This is a genomic window from Micromonospora sp. R311 (assembly GCF_056780015.1).
Genome location: NZ_JBSWCE010000003.1, coordinates 246,301 through 264,441, shown reverse-complemented (window position 1 = coordinate 264,441; position 18,141 = coordinate 246,301). Strand labels below are relative to the sequence as shown.

Below are 18,141 nucleotides of genomic sequence, written 5' to 3'. Positions count from 1 at the left end.
ACGACCTGCCGCAGATCGTCATCGGCATGGCCGTCACCCGGGACGGCATCCCGGTGCGCTGCTGGTGCTGGCCGGGCAACGCCTCCGACCAGACGGTGATCCGGCAGGTCAAGGACGAGATGCGGGACTGGACCCTCTCGAAGATCGTGTGGGTGACCGACCGCGGCTTCTCCTCCGCCGAGAACCGCCGCTACCTGCGGCAGGGCGACCACGCCTACATCATCGGCGAGAAGCTCCGCTCCGGATCGCCCGAGGTCAAGGCCGCCCTGTCCCGGCAGGGCCGCTACACCGAGATCGCCGAGAACATGCGCGTCAAGGAAGTGCGGATCAGCGACACCGACCGGTTCGTGATCTGCCACAACCCCGAAGCCGCCGAACGCGACAAGCACATGCGAAAGCAACTCGTCGCCCACCTGCAGGAGTTGATCGCCGACACGGACAAGCTCAGCGAATTCAAGCGCGGCGAGGTGCGCGGGAAGATCGCCGGCAAGCCCGGACTGAACCGCTACCTCCGCGCCACCCCCGCCGGCAAGCTCCGTGTCGACCAGGCCAGGATCAAGGCGGAGGAAAACCTCGACGGCAAGTACCTCCTGCGCTGCTCGGACCCCCACCTGAGCGCCGAGGACATCGCCCTGGGCTACAAGCAACTGCTGGAAGTCGAACGCGGCTGGCGCGACATGAAGCAAATCATCGACCTCCGGCCGGTCTACCACCGGCTCGAAGAACGCATCCGCGCCCACGTCGTCCTGTGCTGGCTCGCCCTCCTGCTCATCCGCATCATCGAGACCCGGTCCGGCACGACCTGGCCCCGAGCCCGCCGTGAACTCCAACGCCTCCACGTCGGAACATTCACCGGTCCCACCGGCACATTCCAGCAGGTCACCAGCCTGACCAAGCCCCAGCGAGACCTGCTCGCCAAGCTCGGCATCCCCCACCCCAAGCAGGTCCTCGACCTTCAGCCCCCACCCCGCTGACCAGCCCAAACGCCACCGCCTAGAGAAACGCCCTCCAGGCGGTCCCACCCATCTCCGCCCAGGTCAGAACCAAAATTTCAGCTCTCCAGGTCCCCGAATTACGTCGAACCCGGGACGAGGAGATCCGCTTCAACGCTTGGCCTTGGTCTGTTACGCGTCAGCCCACCGTGCCTATGCGTGAACACTTGCTCAGAGCATCGCGCTCCCAGTCGCTTCCTACGAGAGCGACGGGGTAGCTGGCCTCTCGGCCCCGCTTGTCATCGGTCTCGACTGACAAACCTAGCGGCAGCGGCTCTCGCTGGACACGTTCCACCGAGCACTCGAACCACAGCTCGACCGCGAGCTGACCGGTGCTGCCAGGGGGTAACAGCCGGGGTGATCCGATGGTGCGTATCACGACACCCGGCCTCTCTGCATGAACCCCACGAATGGTGATCGGCCCGGGGCCAGCGTTGGCCAACGCCAAATACCCGGACAGTCGGACGGATCCCTCGGAGCCCGCGCTTCCAGAGTCGGCCGATTGAGGGAAGGCCACGAATGCGACCACGGCGTTCCGCTCGCGCTGTTCACGCTGGTCTTGCAGTTGGTTGACACCGAAGCCGCCAAGCACAACGCCGACCACGAAGGCGGCAACGAGCCGCAGGGTCACCTTGCGTCTGACCACGAGGCGATCATGGGCGGAGGTACCCGACTTCGCCGACTGATGATTGTGCTCGTCCAGGTCGATCACTGCATGCTCCGCAACATGGACGTCAGCCTAAGTCTCTTGACACCAGCAGGTCGCCCGGCCGTAGAGCCGCCCGCACAGCCAAGGCCATCCACAGACGCCGACCAAGCCCGACAACGACGGACAGGCTGACCAGCCGTGCAAAGCCGGACCAGCCACCCCTGATGTTCTACTCACCGGAAGGCCAGCATGGGCCATCCGTGGGCCAGTAACCGTGGCGCGCAGCGGGCACGAGGGGGCATGAGACGCAACCGGACCGGCCGCCGCCCGCAGGCGTTTCGGGCGTAGCGACCGCCTGAGTGCACACTTCCAAACTGACGGTGCGGTGGGGCGGCAGCGCTACTAGAGAGCGTGCAGGTCATCGATGGTCAGCTTGATTGCGCCGGCCTCTTCCCAGACCGTTACCTGCAAGGTCATGTCGCTTCTGCCTTCCTCGCGAGACCAGAGGTCGACGTCGACCTTCCAGGCGTCGTGGTCAGCAAGGGAGTAGGCCTCGGCGTGGTTCCACGCCTCGGGCGGCAGTGGGATGAACGTCGCCGGGTAATCACGTGCCCAGACGCCCAAGTCGTGGTCCGGTCGCGAGTAGTCCCGCGCTAGGCCGTCGAAGTCGCCGGCGGCAATCCGTTCGACCACCTGCTCGATGATTGGTCGGAACCGGGCTGGGAGATCCGCAGCAGTCACCGGTCGAGTATGAGAAGCGGGGACGACGGCTGTACAGCCATTCGTACAGCCAAGCCGGCAGACAGACGGGGGCGAGAAGCGGCGGCAGCCGACAGACCGAGCAGGTCAGCCGCAGTAGCCGACACCCACCGACAGCAGTCTTGATCTTTGCAAGGCAGGGGTTAGGGGTTCGAGTCCCCTGGGCTCCACCACATCATCCGGTCTGCTCACGGCCTCTCTTCCTCCTCCGTCGGCTCCCCGCCGGATTGAGGATCATCTTTGGTCGTCAGCGGATCGTCAGCACCACCGCCGAAGACCCTGCGCACCGACTCGTGGAAATCCGCCGGGGTGTGCGTGTAGCGGTTGAGTGTCGTGGATGCCTGCTCGTGGCCCATCACCGCCTGCACGATGTCGACCGGGACCCCGCCGGACACCAACCAGGTCGCATCGCAGTGCCACGTCGTTTGGGCTATCTCCGCCGCTACGGACACAAGTTGAACCTCGGGTCAGGCGCTGCAAGATCGCCGTCGGATGCGTGTCGGCGAGTTTACGGACCACGGCGCTGTGAGGTCCAGGGCTGCTCCGCTCGCCGTCGGATGGCAAGCTCATGCCTCATGATCCATGACTTCGCCAAGGACTATCTGCACCGCCAGCTCAGGTCGATACGTCAGGCGCTGATCTGGAAGCTCGGTGGGGACGCCGTGAGAAATCCGGATCGCGTGGAGGTTCGCCCGTGAGGGCGGTCATCGTCGCGGCCGCGGTCGCGTTCATCATCTCCCTAATCGGCACGCCGGTGGCGATTCGCGTCTTCACCGCGCTCAAGGCCGGCCAGCCGATCCGATCCATCGGGCTCGCCAGCAACCAGGGCAAGAAGGGCACGCCCACGATGGGCGGCGTCGTCTTCATCGTGGCGACCGTCTTCGCCTACGTCGCCGGGCACATCGCCCTGACCACCCTGCCCGAGCGGCAAATCGCGCAGGAGGGGCCGACCATGACGGCCCTGGTGCTGCTCGGGCTGTTCGTCTTCTGCGGCGCGGTCGGCTTCTTCGACGACTTCCTCAAGGTGCGCCGGCGCAACTCCGACGGACTGTCCGCCAAAGGCAAGCTGCTCGGCCAGGCGATCGTCGGCGGCGGGTTCGGCATCGCCGCGCTCTACGTGCCGAGCACCAACGGCCACACCGTGGCCAGCGAGCACATCTCGCTCATCCGCGACATCAGCTGGCTGAATGTCGGCAAGGTCGGCGCGGTCATGGTCATCGTCTTCGTGATCATGGCGATGTCGAACGGCGTGAACCTCACCGACGGCCTGGACGGCCTGGCCACCGGCGCGTCGATCCTGGTGCTCGGCGCGTACGCGCTGATCGGCTTCTGGCAGTACCGGCACTGGTGCGCCGACGACGCGTACGCCCGGGTGAACGACTACTGCTACCAGGTCCGGGATCCCCTGGAGATCGCCATCATCGCGGCGGCCGCGGCCGGCGCCTGCGTGGGCTTCCTGTGGTGGAACACGTCCCCGGCGCGGATCTTCATGGGTGACGTGGGCTCGCTCGGGCTCGGCGCCCTGATCGGCGGGCTCGCGGTGGCAACCCGCACCACGTTGCTCTCGATCATGATCGGCGGGCTCTTCGTCATCATCACGACGACCTGGGTGATCCAGATCGTCTCGTTCCGGACCACCGGTCGACGTGTCTTCCGGATGGTGCCGTTGCACCACCACTTCGAGTTGGCCGGATGGAGCGAGGTCAACATTGTGGTCCGGTTCTGGATCGTGGCCGGCGTCTGCGTGGCGATCGGCCTGGGCCTGTTCTACTCGGATTTCCTGGCGGTCGTTGGATAAAAGCCACGCGACAAGCCTGTGTCGCGCCACCGACGGCGATCCACCTGGCAGCCTGGTTCCCCACCCGGGTGCCGGCTGATCACCCGAGCATGACAGCGGCCGTGAGCTACGCGGAATTTCGGGGTGGCGGTGACCGAAGCTTTTCGGGTACCTCTTGCCTCCGGCGTTCCCGCCCTCCGTCAGCAAGAAGTCAGCGAGACGCGCAACAACGGCCGACAACCGCTGGCACAAGACAGCAAGGTCCTTGACGCCAACGCCACGTGGTGAACCGGCCCTCGGTGTGGCCTGACCGATGATTCTTCCGCGCCGTGCTGGTCTGTACGCCGAGTACCGACTCACGGGAGGCTGACACCATGCGAAACTGACCTGCGGCATGAACCTGAGCCTGGACGGCTACATCGCCGCGCCCGGCGACGACCTCGGCTGGAGTGTGCCGAGCGACGAGCTGTTCCAGTGGTGGTCCGACCGGGTGAGGGCGACAGGCCTGGCACTGTACGGGCGCAAACTGTGGCAGACGATGAGTTCCCACTGGCCGACCGCCGACCAGCAGCCGGGTGCCACACCGGCGGAGATCGAGTTCGCCCGCCGCTGGCGGGACATGCCGAAGGTGGTGTTCTCCTCGACGACCAGCACGGTCGACTGGAACACCCGCCTGGTCACCGGCGACGCGGTCACCGAGATTACCCGGCTCAAGGCCGAGGACGGCGGCCCCATGGATATCGGCGGCGCCACACTCGCCGCAGTGGCCATGCGGGAAGGGCTGATCGACGAGTACGCGATCGTCACCCATCCGGTCCTGGTAGGTGGCGGCACGCCGTTCTTTGCGGCCCTGGACAACTGGGTGAACCTGACCCTGGTGGAGACCCGGACGTTCCCTGACGGCGTGGTCCTGACCAGGTACGAGACCAGGCGCTGAGTATCCCAACCTCGGATCGGCCCGGGCTTCGGGGTGGGAAGCGGAAACCGATGCGCTCGCCGCCGGCCGGGGGATCAGCGCATGGCCGCCGCCGTGGTCCGAGGAGGGAAAGGATCTCGCCACCAGTGAGCCGGTCGGGCAGTGGACCCTCCGACGTAGGCCGACGGCCCCGGGGTCGGCCGGACGAGGGTCCGCTGCGTCAGTGCCTGCTAGCAGCCCCACTCCCCGGCAGGACGGGTCGGCGACACGCGGTTGAGCGGTCATCGGCTCACTCGCCCAGCGGAGCACCCCGCCATTGCCACTCCTTCAGCTGCGGACGTCCCGGCAGTTCGATCCGGCCGGTGGACCACCGCAGCGCCGCCCAGGGGTCGACGGCGGCCAGGTCCTGCGCCGCTTCCGGAAACAGTCGAGCGAGTACCCGGGTGCACACCTCACGCGGAGGATCGATGGCGAGGCCGAGGCCCTGGGCGATGTCCTCCCCGTGCAGCAACGTCTCCACGCAGCCCATGGCGGCGAAGCCCGCCGGATCAGCTTGACCCGTGGGGTGGTAGGCCCGGACCTCCGGTCGGGCCGCGCGTACGGTGGCTGCCAAGATGCGGCCCCCCGCCTCGGCGACCTCCAGGACCTCGGCCGGGGAGGCGTCCTTGTCAGCGTTTGCCATGAAGCGCACAAACCGCTTCTCCGGACGGGCCACGAGTTGGCCGGCGAACGACATCAGGCAATCACCGATGTGCTCGGCGGTGTGCCAGCAGTCCCACTCCAGACTGCCCGCCCGCGCGAACCAGTCCAGGTCGGTCGCCGGTCGGAGGCTGGCGACAACACTGGACAAGGCGTCGTCGAGATCATCGGCGGTGACCGTCACGGTTCTCCCCAGATTTGCGAGGCCGGTGCCGCACCGGCCTTGGTCGGTAGCGGCCAACCTGCCTGATGGGTATGACGGATTGAGCGACAAGGGGTGTGGGCAGGGTGGACTCAGACGGGCCGAGGCGGCGGGGAAGGCCGGATCGCGGCGTACCTGACCTGGGGTTCACCGTGCTCGACGAACTCTTCGACGGCCACCATGCCGAGCCGGTCGAGCAGCCGGCGGGAGCGCACGTTGACCACCTGGGTCACCGCCACCACCCGGGCCGGGCCCCGGTCGGCGTCGAAGGCGGCGTCGAGCACGGCGGCACAGGCCTCGTACGCGTAACCGCGCCCCCAGTGCTCGGGCAGGAAGGTGTACGACAGCTCGACGTCGCCGGTGCGGTAACGACCCAGGAAGCAGAAGCCGACGGTGCCGCCCCCGGCGCGTACCGAAAAGGTGCCGGACAGGTCGGCGGCGGCCCGCCGTCGCGCCGCCGCCTCCGGTGACAGTGGACCGCCCAGGTGCCGGCGGACCAGCGGATCGGTCCAGGTGCGCTGTAGTGCCGGCAGGTCGGCGGGCGCGGCCGGTGCGATGGTGAGCCGTTCCGTCGTGATCAGCACCGGCCCGGTCTGCTCGGTCGAGCCCCGGTGCGCCGATGGCGACGGTCCGTGCATGGCCGGCACCGACCGGGGTAGGAGAAACGGCAACAACCCCCCGGAAGTGAGGTGTCATGCCAATGCCGACCGCACGCGACATCATGACCAACGACGTGACCTGCGTCCGTGAGCAGGACGACCTCCGCACCGCCGCCAAGCAGATGGCCCAGCTCGGCGTCGGATCGCTGCCGATCTGCGGCCAGGACAACCGGCTCAAGGGCATGCTGACCGACCGCGACATCGTGGTGAAGGTGCTCGCTGAGGGCCGCGACCCGGGCAGCGTCACCGCGGGTGAGCTGGCCCAGGGAAAGGCGGTGACGATCGGCGCGGACGACGACGCGGCCGAGATCCTGCGCACCATGGGGCAACACAAGGTGCGCCGGCTGCCGGTGATCGACGGGCACGAGCTCGTCGGCATCGTGGCCGTCGCCGACGTGGCCCGCTCGCTGCCGGAGCGCCCGGTGGGTGACCTCATCGAGGCCATCTCCGAGCGCGGCTGACGGCCCGACCAGCGGACGCCGCCCTCCGGCCACCGGCCGGGAGGCGGCGTTCGACGTACCGGCCGGCGGCCGTGAGCTGTCGAGCTAGCTGCCGGTCGGTGGCAGGGTCGGTTCGGCGGGCGGGGTGACCGGGGTGAGCGGAACCGTCTCGCCGCGGGCGATGGTGCGGACCCGCTGGACGAAGCCGCGCCGGCGGGCCTCCGCCACGAAGTGACCCAGCGGCGAGCGGAACACCGGGTAGTCGTCGTAGTGGATCGGCACGGTCAGTTTCGGGTGGACCAGCTCGACCAGGTCGGCGCCCTGCCGCGCGTCCATGGTGAGCAGGATGCCGGCGACCTTGGTGCCGCCCAGGTGGATCAGCATGGCGTCGATGTCCGGGTACCGCTCGGGGATGCCGGCGAGCAGCGGCTTGTTCAGGGTGTCGCCGGTGACGTAGAGGCGGAACTGCCGGCTGCCGTCGCGTTCCAGGTCGACCATCGTGCCCATCACGTCGGGGAGCAGCCGGTCCAGGGCGCCGGGCCCGTGCTGGCCGGGCATCGCGGTCAGCCGCAGCGTCTCGCCGTCGCCGCGCAGCTCCCGGGTACGCCAGGTGGGCAGCCCCTCGGCGGCCCGGAAGCCCCACCGGCGCAGCTTCCGCTCCGCCGCGGGCGTGGTGACGATCGGCAGCTCCCGGTCCAGCTCCCGCCGGGCCACCCGGTCGAAGTGGTCGCCGTGCAGGTGGGACAGGAGCACCGCGTCCAGCGACGGCAGCTGGGCGATCCGCAGCGCCGGGTCGGTACGCCGCCGCGACCACATCCCCTTGCCCAGGTACGCCCGCTGCCCCCGGTGCAGAAAGTTGGGGTCGGTCAGCAGGGTGAACCCGCCGATCCGCAGCACCGTGGTGGCGGTGCCGATGAACGTGACCTCCGGCTGTGCCGCCTCCATGTCCACCTCCACCCGCAGCCGTACCCCCGATGACCGCCGTCATGCGCGCGCTGCCCGGGTGGCCGGCGCCTCAGCCGTCGCCGTCGGTGCGGGCCCCGTCGGGCCGGCCGGTGGGGGCGGTCCCTCCGGACCGTCGGCGTCGGGCGAGCCGTCGGCCGCCTCCGGTCGGGTCTGCGGCAGCCGGTCCACCAGCCGGGTCAGCGCACCGTTGGCGAAGGTCGCGCCGAGCGCCGACCCGGTCGCGATGCTCCAGCCCACCGGCCCGAGCGGGGTGCAGCCGAAGAACTGGCTCAGGCCGGGCGTCTGCACCACCGCCACCAGCACGCCGAGCGACGCGGCGGTGGAGGCGAGCACGGCCGGGCTGGTGCCGCCGGCCAGCACGGTCTGCCCGAGCTGGGTGCCGACCAGCGAGACCAGCGCGATCGTGCCGGCCCGCCGGCGCCGCCCGGTGTAGCGGGCCACCGTCCAGCCGGCGGTGGCGCCCAGCGTGGTGGCCGCGGCGCGGAGCCCGATCTCGCGGGTGAGCGTCGCGCCGAGCGAGGTGTCCGGCCCCTCGCGCAGCAGCCCGTCGGCGTGGTCCGTCCCGGGTGGACGGATCGCGATGGCCAGCGCCGGCGCCAGGTCGGTGAGCAGGTTGACCAGCAGCAGTTGCCGCCCGGTGAGCGCGGAGCGGCCGGTGGCGGCGGCGCTCAGCACGCTGAACGCGATCTCCCCGAGGTTGCCGCCGACCAGGATGCTCAGCGCGTGCCGTACCGAGGACCACATCGCCCGCCCCTCCACCAGGGTGGCGATGATGGTCTCCAGCCGGTCGTCGGTCACCACCAGGTCGGCGGCGGCCCGGGCCGCCGGGGTGCCCCGCTGGCCGAGCGCGATGCCGACGTCGGCGAGCCGGATCGCCGGCGCGTCGTTGGCGCCGTCCCCGGTCATCGCGACGGTACGCCCGCACTTCTGCAACGCCTGGATGATCCGGACCTTGTGCGCCGGGGTGCAGCGGGCCACCACGTCGGTGCCGGCCAGCCGCTCGGCCAGGGCGTCGTCGTCGAGCCGGTCGAGTTCGGTCGCGGTGACCACCCGCTGGTCGTCGCCGTCGCCGATGGTGGCGGCGATCGCCTCCGCGGTCGCCGGATGGTCTCCGGTGATCATGATGGTGTGCACGCCGGCCTGACGGATCCGCCGTACGGCCGGCGCGGCGCTGGCCCGTACCCCGTCGGCGAGCGCCAGGAAGCCGACGAACACCAGGTCGCGTACGTCGTCGTCGCCGATCGTCGGGTCGTGCACCGCGCACTCCGCGACGGCCAGGATCCGGTGCCCCGCCCCGGCCCGCTCGGCGAGCAGCCGGTGCAGGTCGTCCCGACCGCCGTCGTCCAGCGGCTCGTCGTGGCCGTCGACGCGCCGGTACGCGCACCGGGGCAGCACCGTCTCCGGCGCGCCCTTCACGCTGAGCAGCAGCCGGTCCCCGTCCTCGCCGACGGTGGCGTGGTAGCCGCGGGACGGTTCGAAGGGCAGCCCGCCGGCGGCCCGCCAGCCGGGCACGTCGGTCTGCTCGACCACCCCGACGGCCGCGGCGCCGCGGCGTACCGACTGGTCGGTCTGCAGGGCCAGGTTGTCGGGGTCGTCGGCGGCCGGGGTGGCCCGCAGCGCGGCGGCCAGGGTCGGCCGGAGCCGGTCGCCGAGCTGGTCCGCCGGGGCGTAGCGGTGGCCGTCGCCGACCCCGGCGAGCCGCAACTGCCCCTCGGTGAGGGTGCCGGTCTTGTCGAAACAGAGCACGTCGACCCGGCCGAGCGCCTCGATGGTGCGCGGATTGCGGACCAGTGCGCCGTGCTCGGCCAGCCGCCGGGCGGCGGCCAGCTGTGCGGCGCTGACCAGGAACGGCAACCCTTCCGGGACGGACGCCACGGCCAGGTTCGCGGCGGTGGCGGCCGTCTCGGCCAGCGGTACGCCGCGCAGCAGGCCGGCGCCGGCCACCGCCACCGCCGAGCCGGCGGCCAGCGGCACGGCTGCCCGGGTCAGCCGGCCCAACCGGGCCTCCACCCCGCTGGCCGGCGGCGCCTGCCGGGCCAGCGCCAGGCTGCGCCCGGCCTCGGTGTCGGCGCCGGTGGCCACCACCACCGCGGTGCCGTACCCGGCGGCGATCGTGGTGCCCTCGTAGAGCATGGACCGGCGGTCGGCCACGGCGGAGGCGACCACCGGCTGGTCCGTCTTGCCCACCGGCAGCGACTCGCCGGTCAGCGAGGACTCGTCGGCCTCGAGGCCGACCGACTCCAGCACCCGGCAGTCGGCCGGCACCGAGTCCCCCGGTTCCAGGATGACCACGTCGCCGGGCACCAGGTCGTCCGCCGGCAGCATCCGCTCCTGGCCGTCCCGGCGCACCCGCGCGGTCACCGCCGAGCGGGACAACAGCTCGGCCAGGGACCGCTCGGTGTTGCGCTGGTGCACCGCGCCGATCAGCGCCGACCCGCCGACCACCCCGCCCACCAGGGCGGCGTCGACCAGCGAGCCGAACGTCGCGGAGAGCACCGCGCCGGCCGCGAGCACCGGGGTGAGCGGGTTGGCCAGTTCGTCGACGAAGGCGCGGAGCAGCCCGGTCGGCCCGGGCACGTCGCCCGGCCCGGCGCCCCGGCGGCGCTCGGCCTCGCCGCTGGTGAGCCCGTCCGGGCCGGTGCCGAGCCGCTCCAGGACGGTGTCCGTGGGCATCAGGTGCCAGGCGATGATGGTCGGCGCGGGCGCCTCCGTCCGGTCCGGCAGCCGGCGCGCCCGCCAGACGCCGTGCGCGAAGGCCACCGCGGCGGCGCCGTTCACCGGGCCGAGGGTACGGCCGGGCAGGTGCGCGGGGTCGGCGGTGAGCGCGTTCAACGCGCCCAGGCCGGTGCCGGCCAGGGCCAGCTGGATGTTCCGCCCGGTCATCCGCCGGGCCACCCCGGTCGCCTCGACGATCAGGGCGACGATCCGCAGGTCGGTGCCGACCAGCAGGTGCGCGCCCCAGGGCGGCGGCGCCTCCGGGGCGGACATGCCCAATCCACAGTCGGCGGCGCCGAGCGCCGCCCGGTCGGCGGAGGCCAGCATCACCACCGCCCCGTCGCGCTGCAACGCCCGGACGGCGTCGGCCAGCCCCGCGCCACCGGGCACGAGGGCGTCGGCGAAGCCGTAGCGCCGCTCGTCGTCACCGGCCACGACCAGCCGCAACCCGGCCTGCCGGGCGACGGCCGGCAGCGTGTCGACGCCCGGCGCCGGTTCGGGCTCGACCCGCAGCACCGCGGCCAGGGTGTTCCCGTCGGCCAGGCCGAGCAGGTGGCCGCCGGCGTCGCGGAGCCGCCGGCTCTCCGCGGTGTTCCCGGGATCGCGCGCGTCGAGCCGGTCCAGCGGGCCGAGTCGCCAGCCGTCGGCCTGCCGCAGCCGGTGCGGATCGGCGGGGTCGAAGAGCGCGAACGCGCGGCTGGCCACCTGCCCGGTGTCGGCGCCGGGCAGGGGCGCCAGGTCGGCCAGCACCGCTCGGTCCGAGCCGAGCACGGCGGCGTCCAGCACCAGCGTGTCGATCCGGTCCAGGTCCCGCAACACGATGCGGTCCATCGCGATCACGCCACGCCGGGCCAGGACCCGGCCCAGCTGCGCGGCGTACCCCTCCCGACCGCTGCCCGGGGCCTTGGGCAGCGCGGAGAGCCCCAGCGAGGCGGCCCGCTTCCGGCCGACGACCGGCGTCGCGGCGGCGGCCGCGGCGGCGCCGGCGGCCAGCATCCGGGTGGCGTACCGCTCGGCCGGCCCGTCCGGCTTGGGGCGTACCCGCTGGCTGGACGGCGCCCGGGCCACCGCGCGCTCCGGGTCGCCGGTCAACGTCGGTTCGGCCTTCGTCCAGGCGGCGAGCTGGGCGCGCGCCTCACCCCACTGCACCACCCGCTGCGCGCCGTCCAGCACGATGCCGGTCCAACCGCCGGTGAGGCCCTGCACGACCGCCTCGGCGAGCGGGAAGAGCAGGTCGGCGCGGGGGTCGGCGCGCACTCCCCGTTTGACGAGGGCGTGCAGCTTCGGGTGCATGTCGACGGCGCCGAGCAGCCCGGCGACCTCGCCCGGCACCGGGGTGAGCGGCAGGATCCGGGTGGCCGCCGAGATGGTCAGGCCGAGCGCGTCGGAGGCGAGCGCACCGAGCGTGCGGGGGGTGCGCGGCCCCTCCTCGGGCGGGTGCGGCGGGGGGATCTCCGGATCCGGTTCGTGCGGGCAGGCGCGTTCGCAGCGGGCCACCGTCGCGATCAGGTCCCGCAGCTTCGGCTGCGGCGTCCCGACCGCCACCACCACCCGGCCGGACGGGGCGTTCACCCGGGCCCAATCGACCCCGGGCATCCGTTCCAGCGCGGCCTCAACCTGCCGGGCGAGCAGGTCGCCGCCGTCCTGGCAGACGCCGTGCACCTCGATGTGGTGCCGGCCTGGCCGGGACCAGACCCGGCGGCCGGTCAACCCGGCCAGCCGGGCGAGCCGGGACGCGGCCGAGCCGACGCTCCGGGACGCCTCGCCGACCAGCGGCGGCACGGCGACCGGCGGTCGGAGGCGGCCGGCGACGCGGCCCAGCGAGGTCATCGAGGCGTACGGCCGGACGGGTGCCGGCCAGGCCCTCCGCTGCTGCTGTCCCTGCCGTACGCCATCTCGCCTCCCACGTCTGCTCCGGTGGCCGCCCGGGTACGCGGCGGCTCCACGGCTTCCCGCCCGGACGTCCGTTATGCCCCCCGAGCAGGGGAAGTTTCCCCGGTCGGCGCTCCGGGCGGACGGACGAGACCGCGGTCACGCTTGACCTCAATCGGGGTTGAGGTCGCAGGCTGGCCGCATGCTGATCGAACTGCTCAAAGCCGAGGTGCGGCGAGCCGAGTTGCCGCGTCCACCTCGTGCCGGCAACCGTCCGACCCCGGCGTGGCCGCCCCGTACGGCGGACCGGCGGTGACCGCCACCGCCGCGCCGGCCGGACCCGTCGCCCCGGCCCCGGGACTGTTCGCGCCCCGGCTGCGGGCCATGACGGTCGGCAGCGTCGCCCTGGTCTCGCTGCTGGCGTTCGAGGCGCTGGCGGTCGGCACCGCCATGCCGACCGTCGCCCGCAGCCTGGACGGGCTGGCCCTGTACGGGATCGCGTTCGGCGGCCCGTTCGCCGCCGGCGTGCTGGCCATGGTGGCCAGCGGCATCTGGTGCGACACCCGGGGACCGCGCACGCCGATGTGGCACGGGCTGGTCTGGTTCGTGCTCGGGCTGGTCATCGCGGGCAGCGCGACGGCGATGGGCGCGCTGGTCGTCGGCCGGGTGGTGCAGGGGTTCGGCTCGGGCCTGCTCTCGGTGGCGCTCTACGTCATTGTCGGGCAGGCGTATCCGGAGGAACTGCACCGGCGGATCTTCGCGGCGTTCGCGGCCGCGTGGGTCGTACCGTCGCTGGTCGGGCCGGCGGTGGCCGGCCTGATCGTGGAGCACCTCGGCTGGCGGTGGGTCTTCCTCGCGGTGCCGGTGGTGGCGGTGCCGGCGGTGCTGCTGATCCACCCCGGCCTGCGGGCGGTCGGCCCGTCGACGCGGGCGGCCCGGCCGGCCGGCGCGGCGGCCCGGATCGGCTGGGCCTGCGGGGCGGGGGTGAGCGCCGCACTGCTGCACATCGGGGGACAGCAGCGCGGTCCCTCCGCCGTCGCCCTGGTCGCGGTGGCCCTGGTCGGGTTGCTGGTCTGCGCGCCCCGGCTGCTGCCGGCCGGATTCCTGCGGGCCGGCCGGGGCCTGCCGACGGTGATCGGGCTGCGCGGCCTCGCCTCCGCGGCGTTCGTCGGCGCGGAGGTGGTGATCCCGCTGATGCTCTCCCGGGAGCGCGGGTTCTCGCCGACGGCGGCCGGCCTGGTCCTCACCACGGGTGCGCTGGCCTGGTCGGTGGGCTCCTGGTTGCAGGGCCGGTTGCCGGCGCCGCGGAGTCGGGCCACCCTGCCCCGGGCGGGGCTGGCCTGCATCGCGGCCGGCACCGCGGTGGTCGCGCTCACCGTCGCGCCGGCCGTGCCGGTCGGGGTGGGAGTGCTCGGCTGGGCGACGGCCGGGCTCGGCATGGGGCTGCTCTACCCCTCGCTGTCGGTGCTCACCCTGGAGCTGTCCGCCCCCGGCGAGCAGGGCCGCAACAGCTCCTCGCTGCAACTGGGCGACTCGCTCTTCGCGGCGACCGTGCTGGCGCTGACCGGCGCGGTGCTCGCCGCCGGCGCCGCCCCCGGCGCGGGCGACTACGCGGGGACGTTGGCCGTCGCGTCCGGCCTGGCGCTGCTCGGTCTCCTAGTCGCCGGCCGGGTGGTGCCGGCCGCGCGGCTGGTCGCCTGAGCTTCCCGGCCGCCGCCGGGCTCGGGCTGCGACCGGGGAGCGACCGGAGCGGCTGAGCTGCGACCGGGGAGTGCGGGGCGGCCCAGCGGGTCGGCCGGTCGAGCACCCCCGGGTTGTCGGCGGATCGGCGGCCCTCCGGAGATGGCGGCCGGCAGGATGGGTGGAGAGATGAACTTCCTGACCGTCCTGCCGCTGGCCGTGGTGATGGTCGCCGGGACTCAGCTGGTCGCGGCGGTCTTCCTCGCCGCCTCCGATCGGCCGCGGGCCGCGTCGCTGGGCTACCTGGCCGGCGCCGGGCTGGTGGTCGGCGGCGGGGTGACGGTGAGCTGGCTGGTCACCCGGGCCGTGAAGATCAGTTTCGACGCCGGTGGCCACGGCGGCCGGAGCCCGGTCGAGACCAGGATCGACCAGGTGGTGCTGGCTCTGCTGGTCGTGCTGGCGCTGGTGGTGTTCCTCCGGCGGCACTCCACCGGCCCGCCCCGGTGGATGGGAAAGCTCCAGCAGGCCGGGCCGGGCTACGCCGCCCGGCTGGGCGTGCTGCTCTTCCTCGCCATGCCGACGGACGACCTCACCATGATCACGGTCGGCGCGAGCGCCGCCCGGCACGACCTGCCGTGTTGGCACCTGCTGCCGTTCGTGCTGCTCACCCTGACACTGCTGGCCCTGCCCCTGCTGGCGCTGCTGCTGCTCGGCGGGCGGGCCGCCACGGTGCTGCCCCGGATCCGGGACTGGACCGCCCACAACTCCTGGGTGGTCAGTGAGCTCGTCATCGGCTTCTTCCTGGCGGTGACGTTGGTCGACCTGCTGGGGTGAGCCGGCGCACGGACGGTCACACCGGACCGGGCGGCGTCGTCACCGACACGGACGCCGATCCGGGCGCCGGAGAAGGAGGACATCATGCGGGTGCTGGTCACCGGGGCGGGCGGTCATCTGGGACGGGCGGTGCTGCCCCGCCTGCTCGACGACGGGCACGCGGTGCGGGCGACGAGCCGCCGGCCGCGTACCGACCCGGTGGTGGAGTGGGTGGTGGCGGACCTGGCCACCGGCGCCGGGGTGGCCGAGGCGGTACGCGGCGTGGACGCCGTCCTGCACCTGGCCTCGTCGCCCAACCGGCGCACCCACCAGGTCGACGTGCTCGGCACCCGCGGGTTGGTCCGCGCCGCCGGGGAGGCCGGCGTCCGCCACCTGGTCTACATCTCGATCGTCGGCGTCGACCGGGTGCCGATCCCGTACTACCGGCACAAGCTGGCCGCCGAGCAGGTGGTCGCCGCCGGGCCCGTGCCGTGGACCGTGCTGCGGGCCACCCAGTTCCCGCAGTTCCTCGACGACCTGCTGGCCGCGGCGAGCCGGCTGGGTCCGGTGATCGGCGACCGGGCGGTGCTCGCCCAACCGGTAGACCCGGGCGAGGTCGCCGCCCGGCTCGCCGAGCGGCTGGCCGCCGGCCCGCTGCACGGCATCCAGGAGTACGGCGGGCCCGAGGTGCTCCGCTTCGACCATGCGGTCCGCGCCTGGAAGGCCGCCCGGCGGTCCCGCCGGCCGCTGCTGCCGGTACGGATCCCGGGCCGGCTCGGTCGGGCCCTGCGCGCAGGTGGCCTGGTCACCGACGCGACCCCCCGGGGCACCCGGAGCTGGGCGGACCACCTCGCGGACACGTACGGGGGAACCGGGGCAAGATGAGAACCTTCCCCGTTCACGTTCGCCTACCGTGACGCCATGTTCGCCATCGTCACCACAGTGATCCTCTACGTCGCCGGCTTCGTCTTCCTCTACGGCGTGATCCGGCTCGCGGTCCGGCACGCCCTGGAGGATCTGGAGGTGCGCCGGATCCAGGCCGAGCGGGCGGAGGAACTGGCCGGCACACGTGACCGCACGATGCTCCGCGAGAACGCCTTCCTCACCGGCAGTTGAGCCCGCGCGGAGCGCGCCCGTGGACGCCAGCGCCGGGCGGCCGTTGGCCGGTGCCCGGGACGTGCCGGCGTCCGGTGAGCGCGGCCGGCCGGGTGGTGCGAAGATCGCACTCGTGATGGGAACGCTGAAGACCGAACCCGCCCGCACCCGGCTCGACCTGCTGGCGCCGCCGGTCGCCGCCGCGCTCGCGCAGTGGCCCGCCGACACCCCGGTGGACGTCGACGACGTGCTGGTCGCGCCGATCGACGCCGACCTCGCCGACACCGCCGCGTTCTGCGCCGCGTACGGGGTCGGGCTGGAGGAGTCGGCCAACTGCGTGGTGATCGCCGGCAAGCGCGAGGGGGTCGTCCGCTACGCGGCCTGCATCGTGCTCGCCACCACCCGGGCCGACGTGAACGGGGTGGTCCGGCGGACGCTGGACGTCCGCAAGGCGAGCTTCGCGCCGATGGCCGACGCGGTCGAGCTGACCGGCATGGAGTACGGCGGGATCACCCCGATCGGCCTGCCCGAGCAGTGGCCGATCCTGGTCGACGCCCGGGTGATCGCCACCCCGCACGTGATCATCGGGTCCGGCGTGCGGGGCAGCAAGATCGCACTGCCCGGGCCGGCGCTGGGCGCACTGCCCGGGGCGCGGGTGGTGGAGGACCTGGCCAGGCCGGCCTGAGCGATCACCGGCGTCGATACCGTTGCACGTGAAACATCACGTCTGTCGATGACCTGCGGCGAGTCGGCCCTGCGCCGGGCCGACCTGTGCCGCGCGTCAGTCGGCGGACTCGCGCCGCGCCACCTCGGTCAGGGCGGCCAGCAGCGTCGCCGGTTCCTGGGCGCCGGTCACCGCGTACTTGCCGGCGAGCACGAAGGTGGGCACGCTGGTCACCCCGATCTGCCGCGCGGTCTCCAGTTCGGCGCCCAGCTCGGCGACCCGCTCGTCGGAGTCGAGGAACCGGCGCGCCTCCGCCGCGTCCAGCCCGACCTCGCCGGCCAGGGCGGCGAGCGCGTCCCGGGACCCGACGTCGACCCCGTCGGTGAAGTGGGCCCGGTAGAGCGCGTCCACCATCTCGGCGGCGCGGCCCCGCTCGGTGGCCCAGGCGATCAGCCGGTGCGCGTCGAAGGTGTTCGCGGCGACGGCGCGGTCGAAGTCGAGCGTGAGGCCGACCCCCGCGGCCACCCCGGTCACGTGGCCGACCATCTGCCGCGCCTGCGGCCCGAACTTGGTGGCCAACGCGTCCAGCAGGGGCTGCGGCTCGGGCACCGGCGACGGGTCGAGCTGGAACGGCCGGTAGTGGACGGTCACCTCGCCGTCGTACGACTCCAGCGCCTGCTCCAGCCGGCGCTTGCCGATGTAGCACCAGGGGCAGACCACGTCCGCGTAGATCTCGATCTCCATGATCGGGACAACCTCCCGGTCAGCTGGTCTGTTCCCGGACCTGGCGCTTGAGCCGGGCCAGGATGGCGGTGCCGCCGCGGACCCGCAGCGGGCTGATCGCCTGGGCCAGCCCCATCCGCTGGTAGAGGTCGTCGGGCACGGCGAGCACCTCGTCGGGCTTCGCCCCGGCCAGCCCTTCGGCGAGGATGCCGGCGAAGGCACGGGTGGTCGGCGCCTCCGGCGGGCAGTCGAAGAGCGTCTCCACGGTGCCCTCCGGGGTCACCCGGGCGCGCAGGAAGAACGCCGTCTGGCACTCCGGCACCTGCTCCATGCCCTCCCGGTCGGCGGCGTCCGGCGGCAGCGGCGGGATGACGTCGGCGTACTCCAGCAGCATCTCCAGCACCACGTCCCGCGGCGCGGCGGCGAACTCCTCGACGATCTCGGCCAGCCTGGCCGGCATGGATGACATGCCCCCGAGGCTACCGCCGTCGCCGGGGGGTGCCGCCGCGCCGCCGGACAC

19 protein-coding genes are annotated in these 18,141 nt (G+C 72.9%); 10 read left to right on the top strand and 9 right to left on the bottom strand.

What is annotated here, in order from left to right; genetic code table 11:
* A partial coding sequence (locus AC1WTP_RS04075; protein WP_481647880.1) for an IS1634 family transposase occupies positions 1-974 on the top strand: 974 nt, incomplete at its 5' end.
* A gap of 157 nt (positions 975-1,131) precedes the next feature.
* Here the strand turns inward: AC1WTP_RS04075 and AC1WTP_RS04070 are convergent.
* The 3 genes from AC1WTP_RS04070 to AC1WTP_RS04060 form a co-directional block, all read right to left on the bottom strand.
* Complete coding sequence (locus AC1WTP_RS04070) at positions 1,132-1,704, bottom strand: hypothetical protein (protein ID WP_481647879.1); 573 nt, start codon at positions 1,702-1,704, stop codon at positions 1,132-1,134.
* Positions 1,705-2,043: 339 nt separating this feature from the next.
* Positions 2,044-2,382, bottom strand: a complete 339-nt coding sequence (locus tag AC1WTP_RS04065; protein WP_481647878.1) for a DUF7668 domain-containing protein — start codon at positions 2,380-2,382, stop codon at positions 2,044-2,046.
* A gap of 206 nt (positions 2,383-2,588) precedes the next feature.
* A complete protein-coding gene (locus tag AC1WTP_RS04060) occupies positions 2,589-2,852 on the bottom strand; it encodes a tyrosine-type recombinase/integrase (RefSeq protein WP_481647877.1) in 264 nt (87 codons plus the stop codon).
* 123 nt (positions 2,853-2,975) lie between these two features.
* Here AC1WTP_RS04060 and AC1WTP_RS04055 point away from each other — a divergent pair, with 123 nt between their 5' ends.
* From AC1WTP_RS04055 to AC1WTP_RS04045, 3 genes are all read left to right on the top strand, one after another.
* Positions 2,976-3,098: a hypothetical protein gene (locus tag AC1WTP_RS04055; RefSeq protein WP_481647876.1), complete on the top strand. Its 123-nt coding sequence runs from the start codon at positions 2,976-2,978 to the stop codon at positions 3,096-3,098.
* Entirely contained in the window at positions 3,095-4,198 is a 1,104-nt protein-coding gene (gene mraY / locus AC1WTP_RS04050; RefSeq protein WP_481647875.1) for a phospho-N-acetylmuramoyl-pentapeptide-transferase, read from the top strand. Before AC1WTP_RS04055 ends, mraY begins: the two co-directional genes overlap by 4 nt.
* Before the next feature lie 373 nt (positions 4,199-4,571).
* On the top strand, positions 4,572-5,114 hold the full coding sequence (locus tag AC1WTP_RS04045; RefSeq protein ID WP_481647874.1) for a dihydrofolate reductase family protein: 543 nt from the start codon (positions 4,572-4,574) through the stop codon (positions 5,112-5,114).
* A gap of 268 nt (positions 5,115-5,382) precedes the next feature.
* On the opposite strand, the gene AC1WTP_RS04040 is transcribed toward AC1WTP_RS04045, so the two are convergent.
* Both AC1WTP_RS04040 and AC1WTP_RS04035 read right to left on the bottom strand, forming a co-directional pair.
* On the bottom strand, positions 5,383-5,976 hold the full coding sequence (locus AC1WTP_RS04040; protein ID WP_481647873.1) for a maleylpyruvate isomerase mycothiol-dependent enzyme family protein: 594 nt from the start codon (positions 5,974-5,976) through the stop codon (positions 5,383-5,385).
* A gap of 110 nt (positions 5,977-6,086) precedes the next feature.
* Positions 6,087-6,632 (bottom strand): GNAT family N-acetyltransferase, encoded by a 546-nt coding sequence (locus AC1WTP_RS04035; protein WP_481647872.1) that lies wholly within the window; start codon positions 6,630-6,632, stop codon positions 6,087-6,089.
* Between the two features lie 62 nt (positions 6,633-6,694).
* On the opposite strand from AC1WTP_RS04035, the gene AC1WTP_RS04030 reads away from it, so the two are divergent.
* Positions 6,695-7,114, top strand: a complete 420-nt coding sequence (locus AC1WTP_RS04030) for a CBS domain-containing protein (protein ID WP_447139376.1) — start codon at positions 6,695-6,697, stop codon at positions 7,112-7,114.
* An 84-nt stretch (positions 7,115-7,198) separates the two neighbouring features.
* On the opposite strand, the gene AC1WTP_RS04025 is transcribed toward AC1WTP_RS04030, so the two are convergent.
* Entirely contained in the window at positions 7,199-8,038 is an 840-nt protein-coding gene (locus AC1WTP_RS04025; RefSeq protein WP_481647871.1) for an MBL fold metallo-hydrolase, read from the bottom strand.
* A 39-nt stretch (positions 8,039-8,077) separates the two neighbouring features.
* Positions 8,078-12,604, bottom strand: coding sequence for a cation-translocating P-type ATPase (locus AC1WTP_RS04020; RefSeq protein ID WP_481647870.1), 4,527 nt, complete (start codon positions 12,602-12,604; stop codon positions 8,078-8,080).
* Positions 12,605-12,931: 327 nt separating this feature from the next.
* Here AC1WTP_RS04020 and AC1WTP_RS04015 point away from each other — a divergent pair, with 327 nt between their 5' ends.
* The 5 genes from AC1WTP_RS04015 (at position 12,932) to AC1WTP_RS03995 (ending at position 16,919) form a co-directional block, all read left to right on the top strand.
* Entirely contained in the window at positions 12,932-14,347 is a 1,416-nt protein-coding gene (locus AC1WTP_RS04015) for an MFS transporter (protein ID WP_481647869.1), read from the top strand.
* Between the two features lie 168 nt (positions 14,348-14,515).
* Positions 14,516-15,160: a GAP family protein gene (locus AC1WTP_RS04010; protein ID WP_481647868.1), complete on the top strand. Its 645-nt coding sequence runs from the start codon at positions 14,516-14,518 to the stop codon at positions 15,158-15,160.
* 84 nt (positions 15,161-15,244) lie between these two features.
* Positions 15,245-16,024, top strand: coding sequence for an SDR family oxidoreductase (locus AC1WTP_RS04005; RefSeq protein WP_481647867.1), 780 nt, complete (start codon positions 15,245-15,247; stop codon positions 16,022-16,024).
* A gap of 36 nt (positions 16,025-16,060) precedes the next feature.
* Positions 16,061-16,255, top strand: coding sequence for a hypothetical protein (locus AC1WTP_RS04000; RefSeq protein ID WP_481647866.1), 195 nt, complete (start codon positions 16,061-16,063; stop codon positions 16,253-16,255).
* A 115-nt stretch (positions 16,256-16,370) separates the two neighbouring features.
* Entirely contained in the window at positions 16,371-16,919 is a 549-nt protein-coding gene (locus AC1WTP_RS03995; RefSeq protein ID WP_481647897.1) for a YbaK/EbsC family protein, read from the top strand.
* 96 nt (positions 16,920-17,015) lie between these two features.
* Here the strand turns inward: AC1WTP_RS03995 and AC1WTP_RS03990 are convergent, their stop codons facing one another.
* A complete protein-coding gene (locus tag AC1WTP_RS03990) occupies positions 17,016-17,642 on the bottom strand; it encodes a DsbA family oxidoreductase (RefSeq protein WP_481647865.1) in 627 nt (208 codons plus the stop codon).
* A 19-nt stretch (positions 17,643-17,661) separates the two neighbouring features.
* The gene (locus AC1WTP_RS03985) at positions 17,662-18,090 is read right to left on the bottom strand and encodes a SufE family protein (RefSeq protein WP_088996719.1); all 429 of its coding nucleotides are present in this window, start codon (positions 18,088-18,090) and stop codon (positions 17,662-17,664) included.
* Between the last annotated feature and the right edge of the window lie 51 nt (positions 18,091-18,141).

What these genes read in the sequence shown, in the direction of transcription:
- AC1WTP_RS03995 (WP_481647897.1), top strand. Translation starts at nt 16,371, where the DNA reads ATGGGAACGCTGAAGACCGAACCCGCCCGCACCCGGCTCGACCTGCTG.
- AC1WTP_RS04005 (WP_481647867.1), top strand. Translation starts at nt 15,245, where the DNA reads ATGCGGGTGCTGGTCACCGGGGCGGGCGGTCATCTGGGACGGGCGGTG.
- AC1WTP_RS04035 (WP_481647872.1), bottom strand. Translation starts at nt 6,632, where the DNA reads ATGCACGGACCGTCGCCATCGGCGCACCGGGGCTCGACCGAGCAGACC.
- AC1WTP_RS04045 (WP_481647874.1), top strand. Translation starts at nt 4,572, where the DNA reads ATGAACCTGAGCCTGGACGGCTACATCGCCGCGCCCGGCGACGACCTC.
- AC1WTP_RS04030 (WP_447139376.1), top strand. Translation starts at nt 6,695, where the DNA reads ATGCCGACCGCACGCGACATCATGACCAACGACGTGACCTGCGTCCGT.
- AC1WTP_RS03990 (WP_481647865.1), bottom strand. Translation starts at nt 17,642, where the DNA reads ATGGAGATCGAGATCTACGCGGACGTGGTCTGCCCCTGGTGCTACATC.
- AC1WTP_RS03985 (WP_088996719.1), bottom strand. Translation starts at nt 18,090, where the DNA reads ATGTCATCCATGCCGGCCAGGCTGGCCGAGATCGTCGAGGAGTTCGCC.
- AC1WTP_RS04025 (WP_481647871.1), bottom strand. Translation starts at nt 8,038, where the DNA reads ATGGAGGCGGCACAGCCGGAGGTCACGTTCATCGGCACCGCCACCACG.
- AC1WTP_RS04010 (WP_481647868.1), top strand. Translation starts at nt 14,516, where the DNA reads ATGAACTTCCTGACCGTCCTGCCGCTGGCCGTGGTGATGGTCGCCGGG.
- AC1WTP_RS04000 (WP_481647866.1), top strand. Translation starts at nt 16,061, where the DNA reads ATGTTCGCCATCGTCACCACAGTGATCCTCTACGTCGCCGGCTTCGTC.
- AC1WTP_RS04020 (WP_481647870.1), bottom strand. Translation starts at nt 12,604, where the DNA reads ATGACCTCGCTGGGCCGCGTCGCCGGCCGCCTCCGACCGCCGGTCGCC.
- AC1WTP_RS04055 (WP_481647876.1), top strand. Translation starts at nt 2,976, where the DNA reads ATGATCCATGACTTCGCCAAGGACTATCTGCACCGCCAGCTCAGGTCG.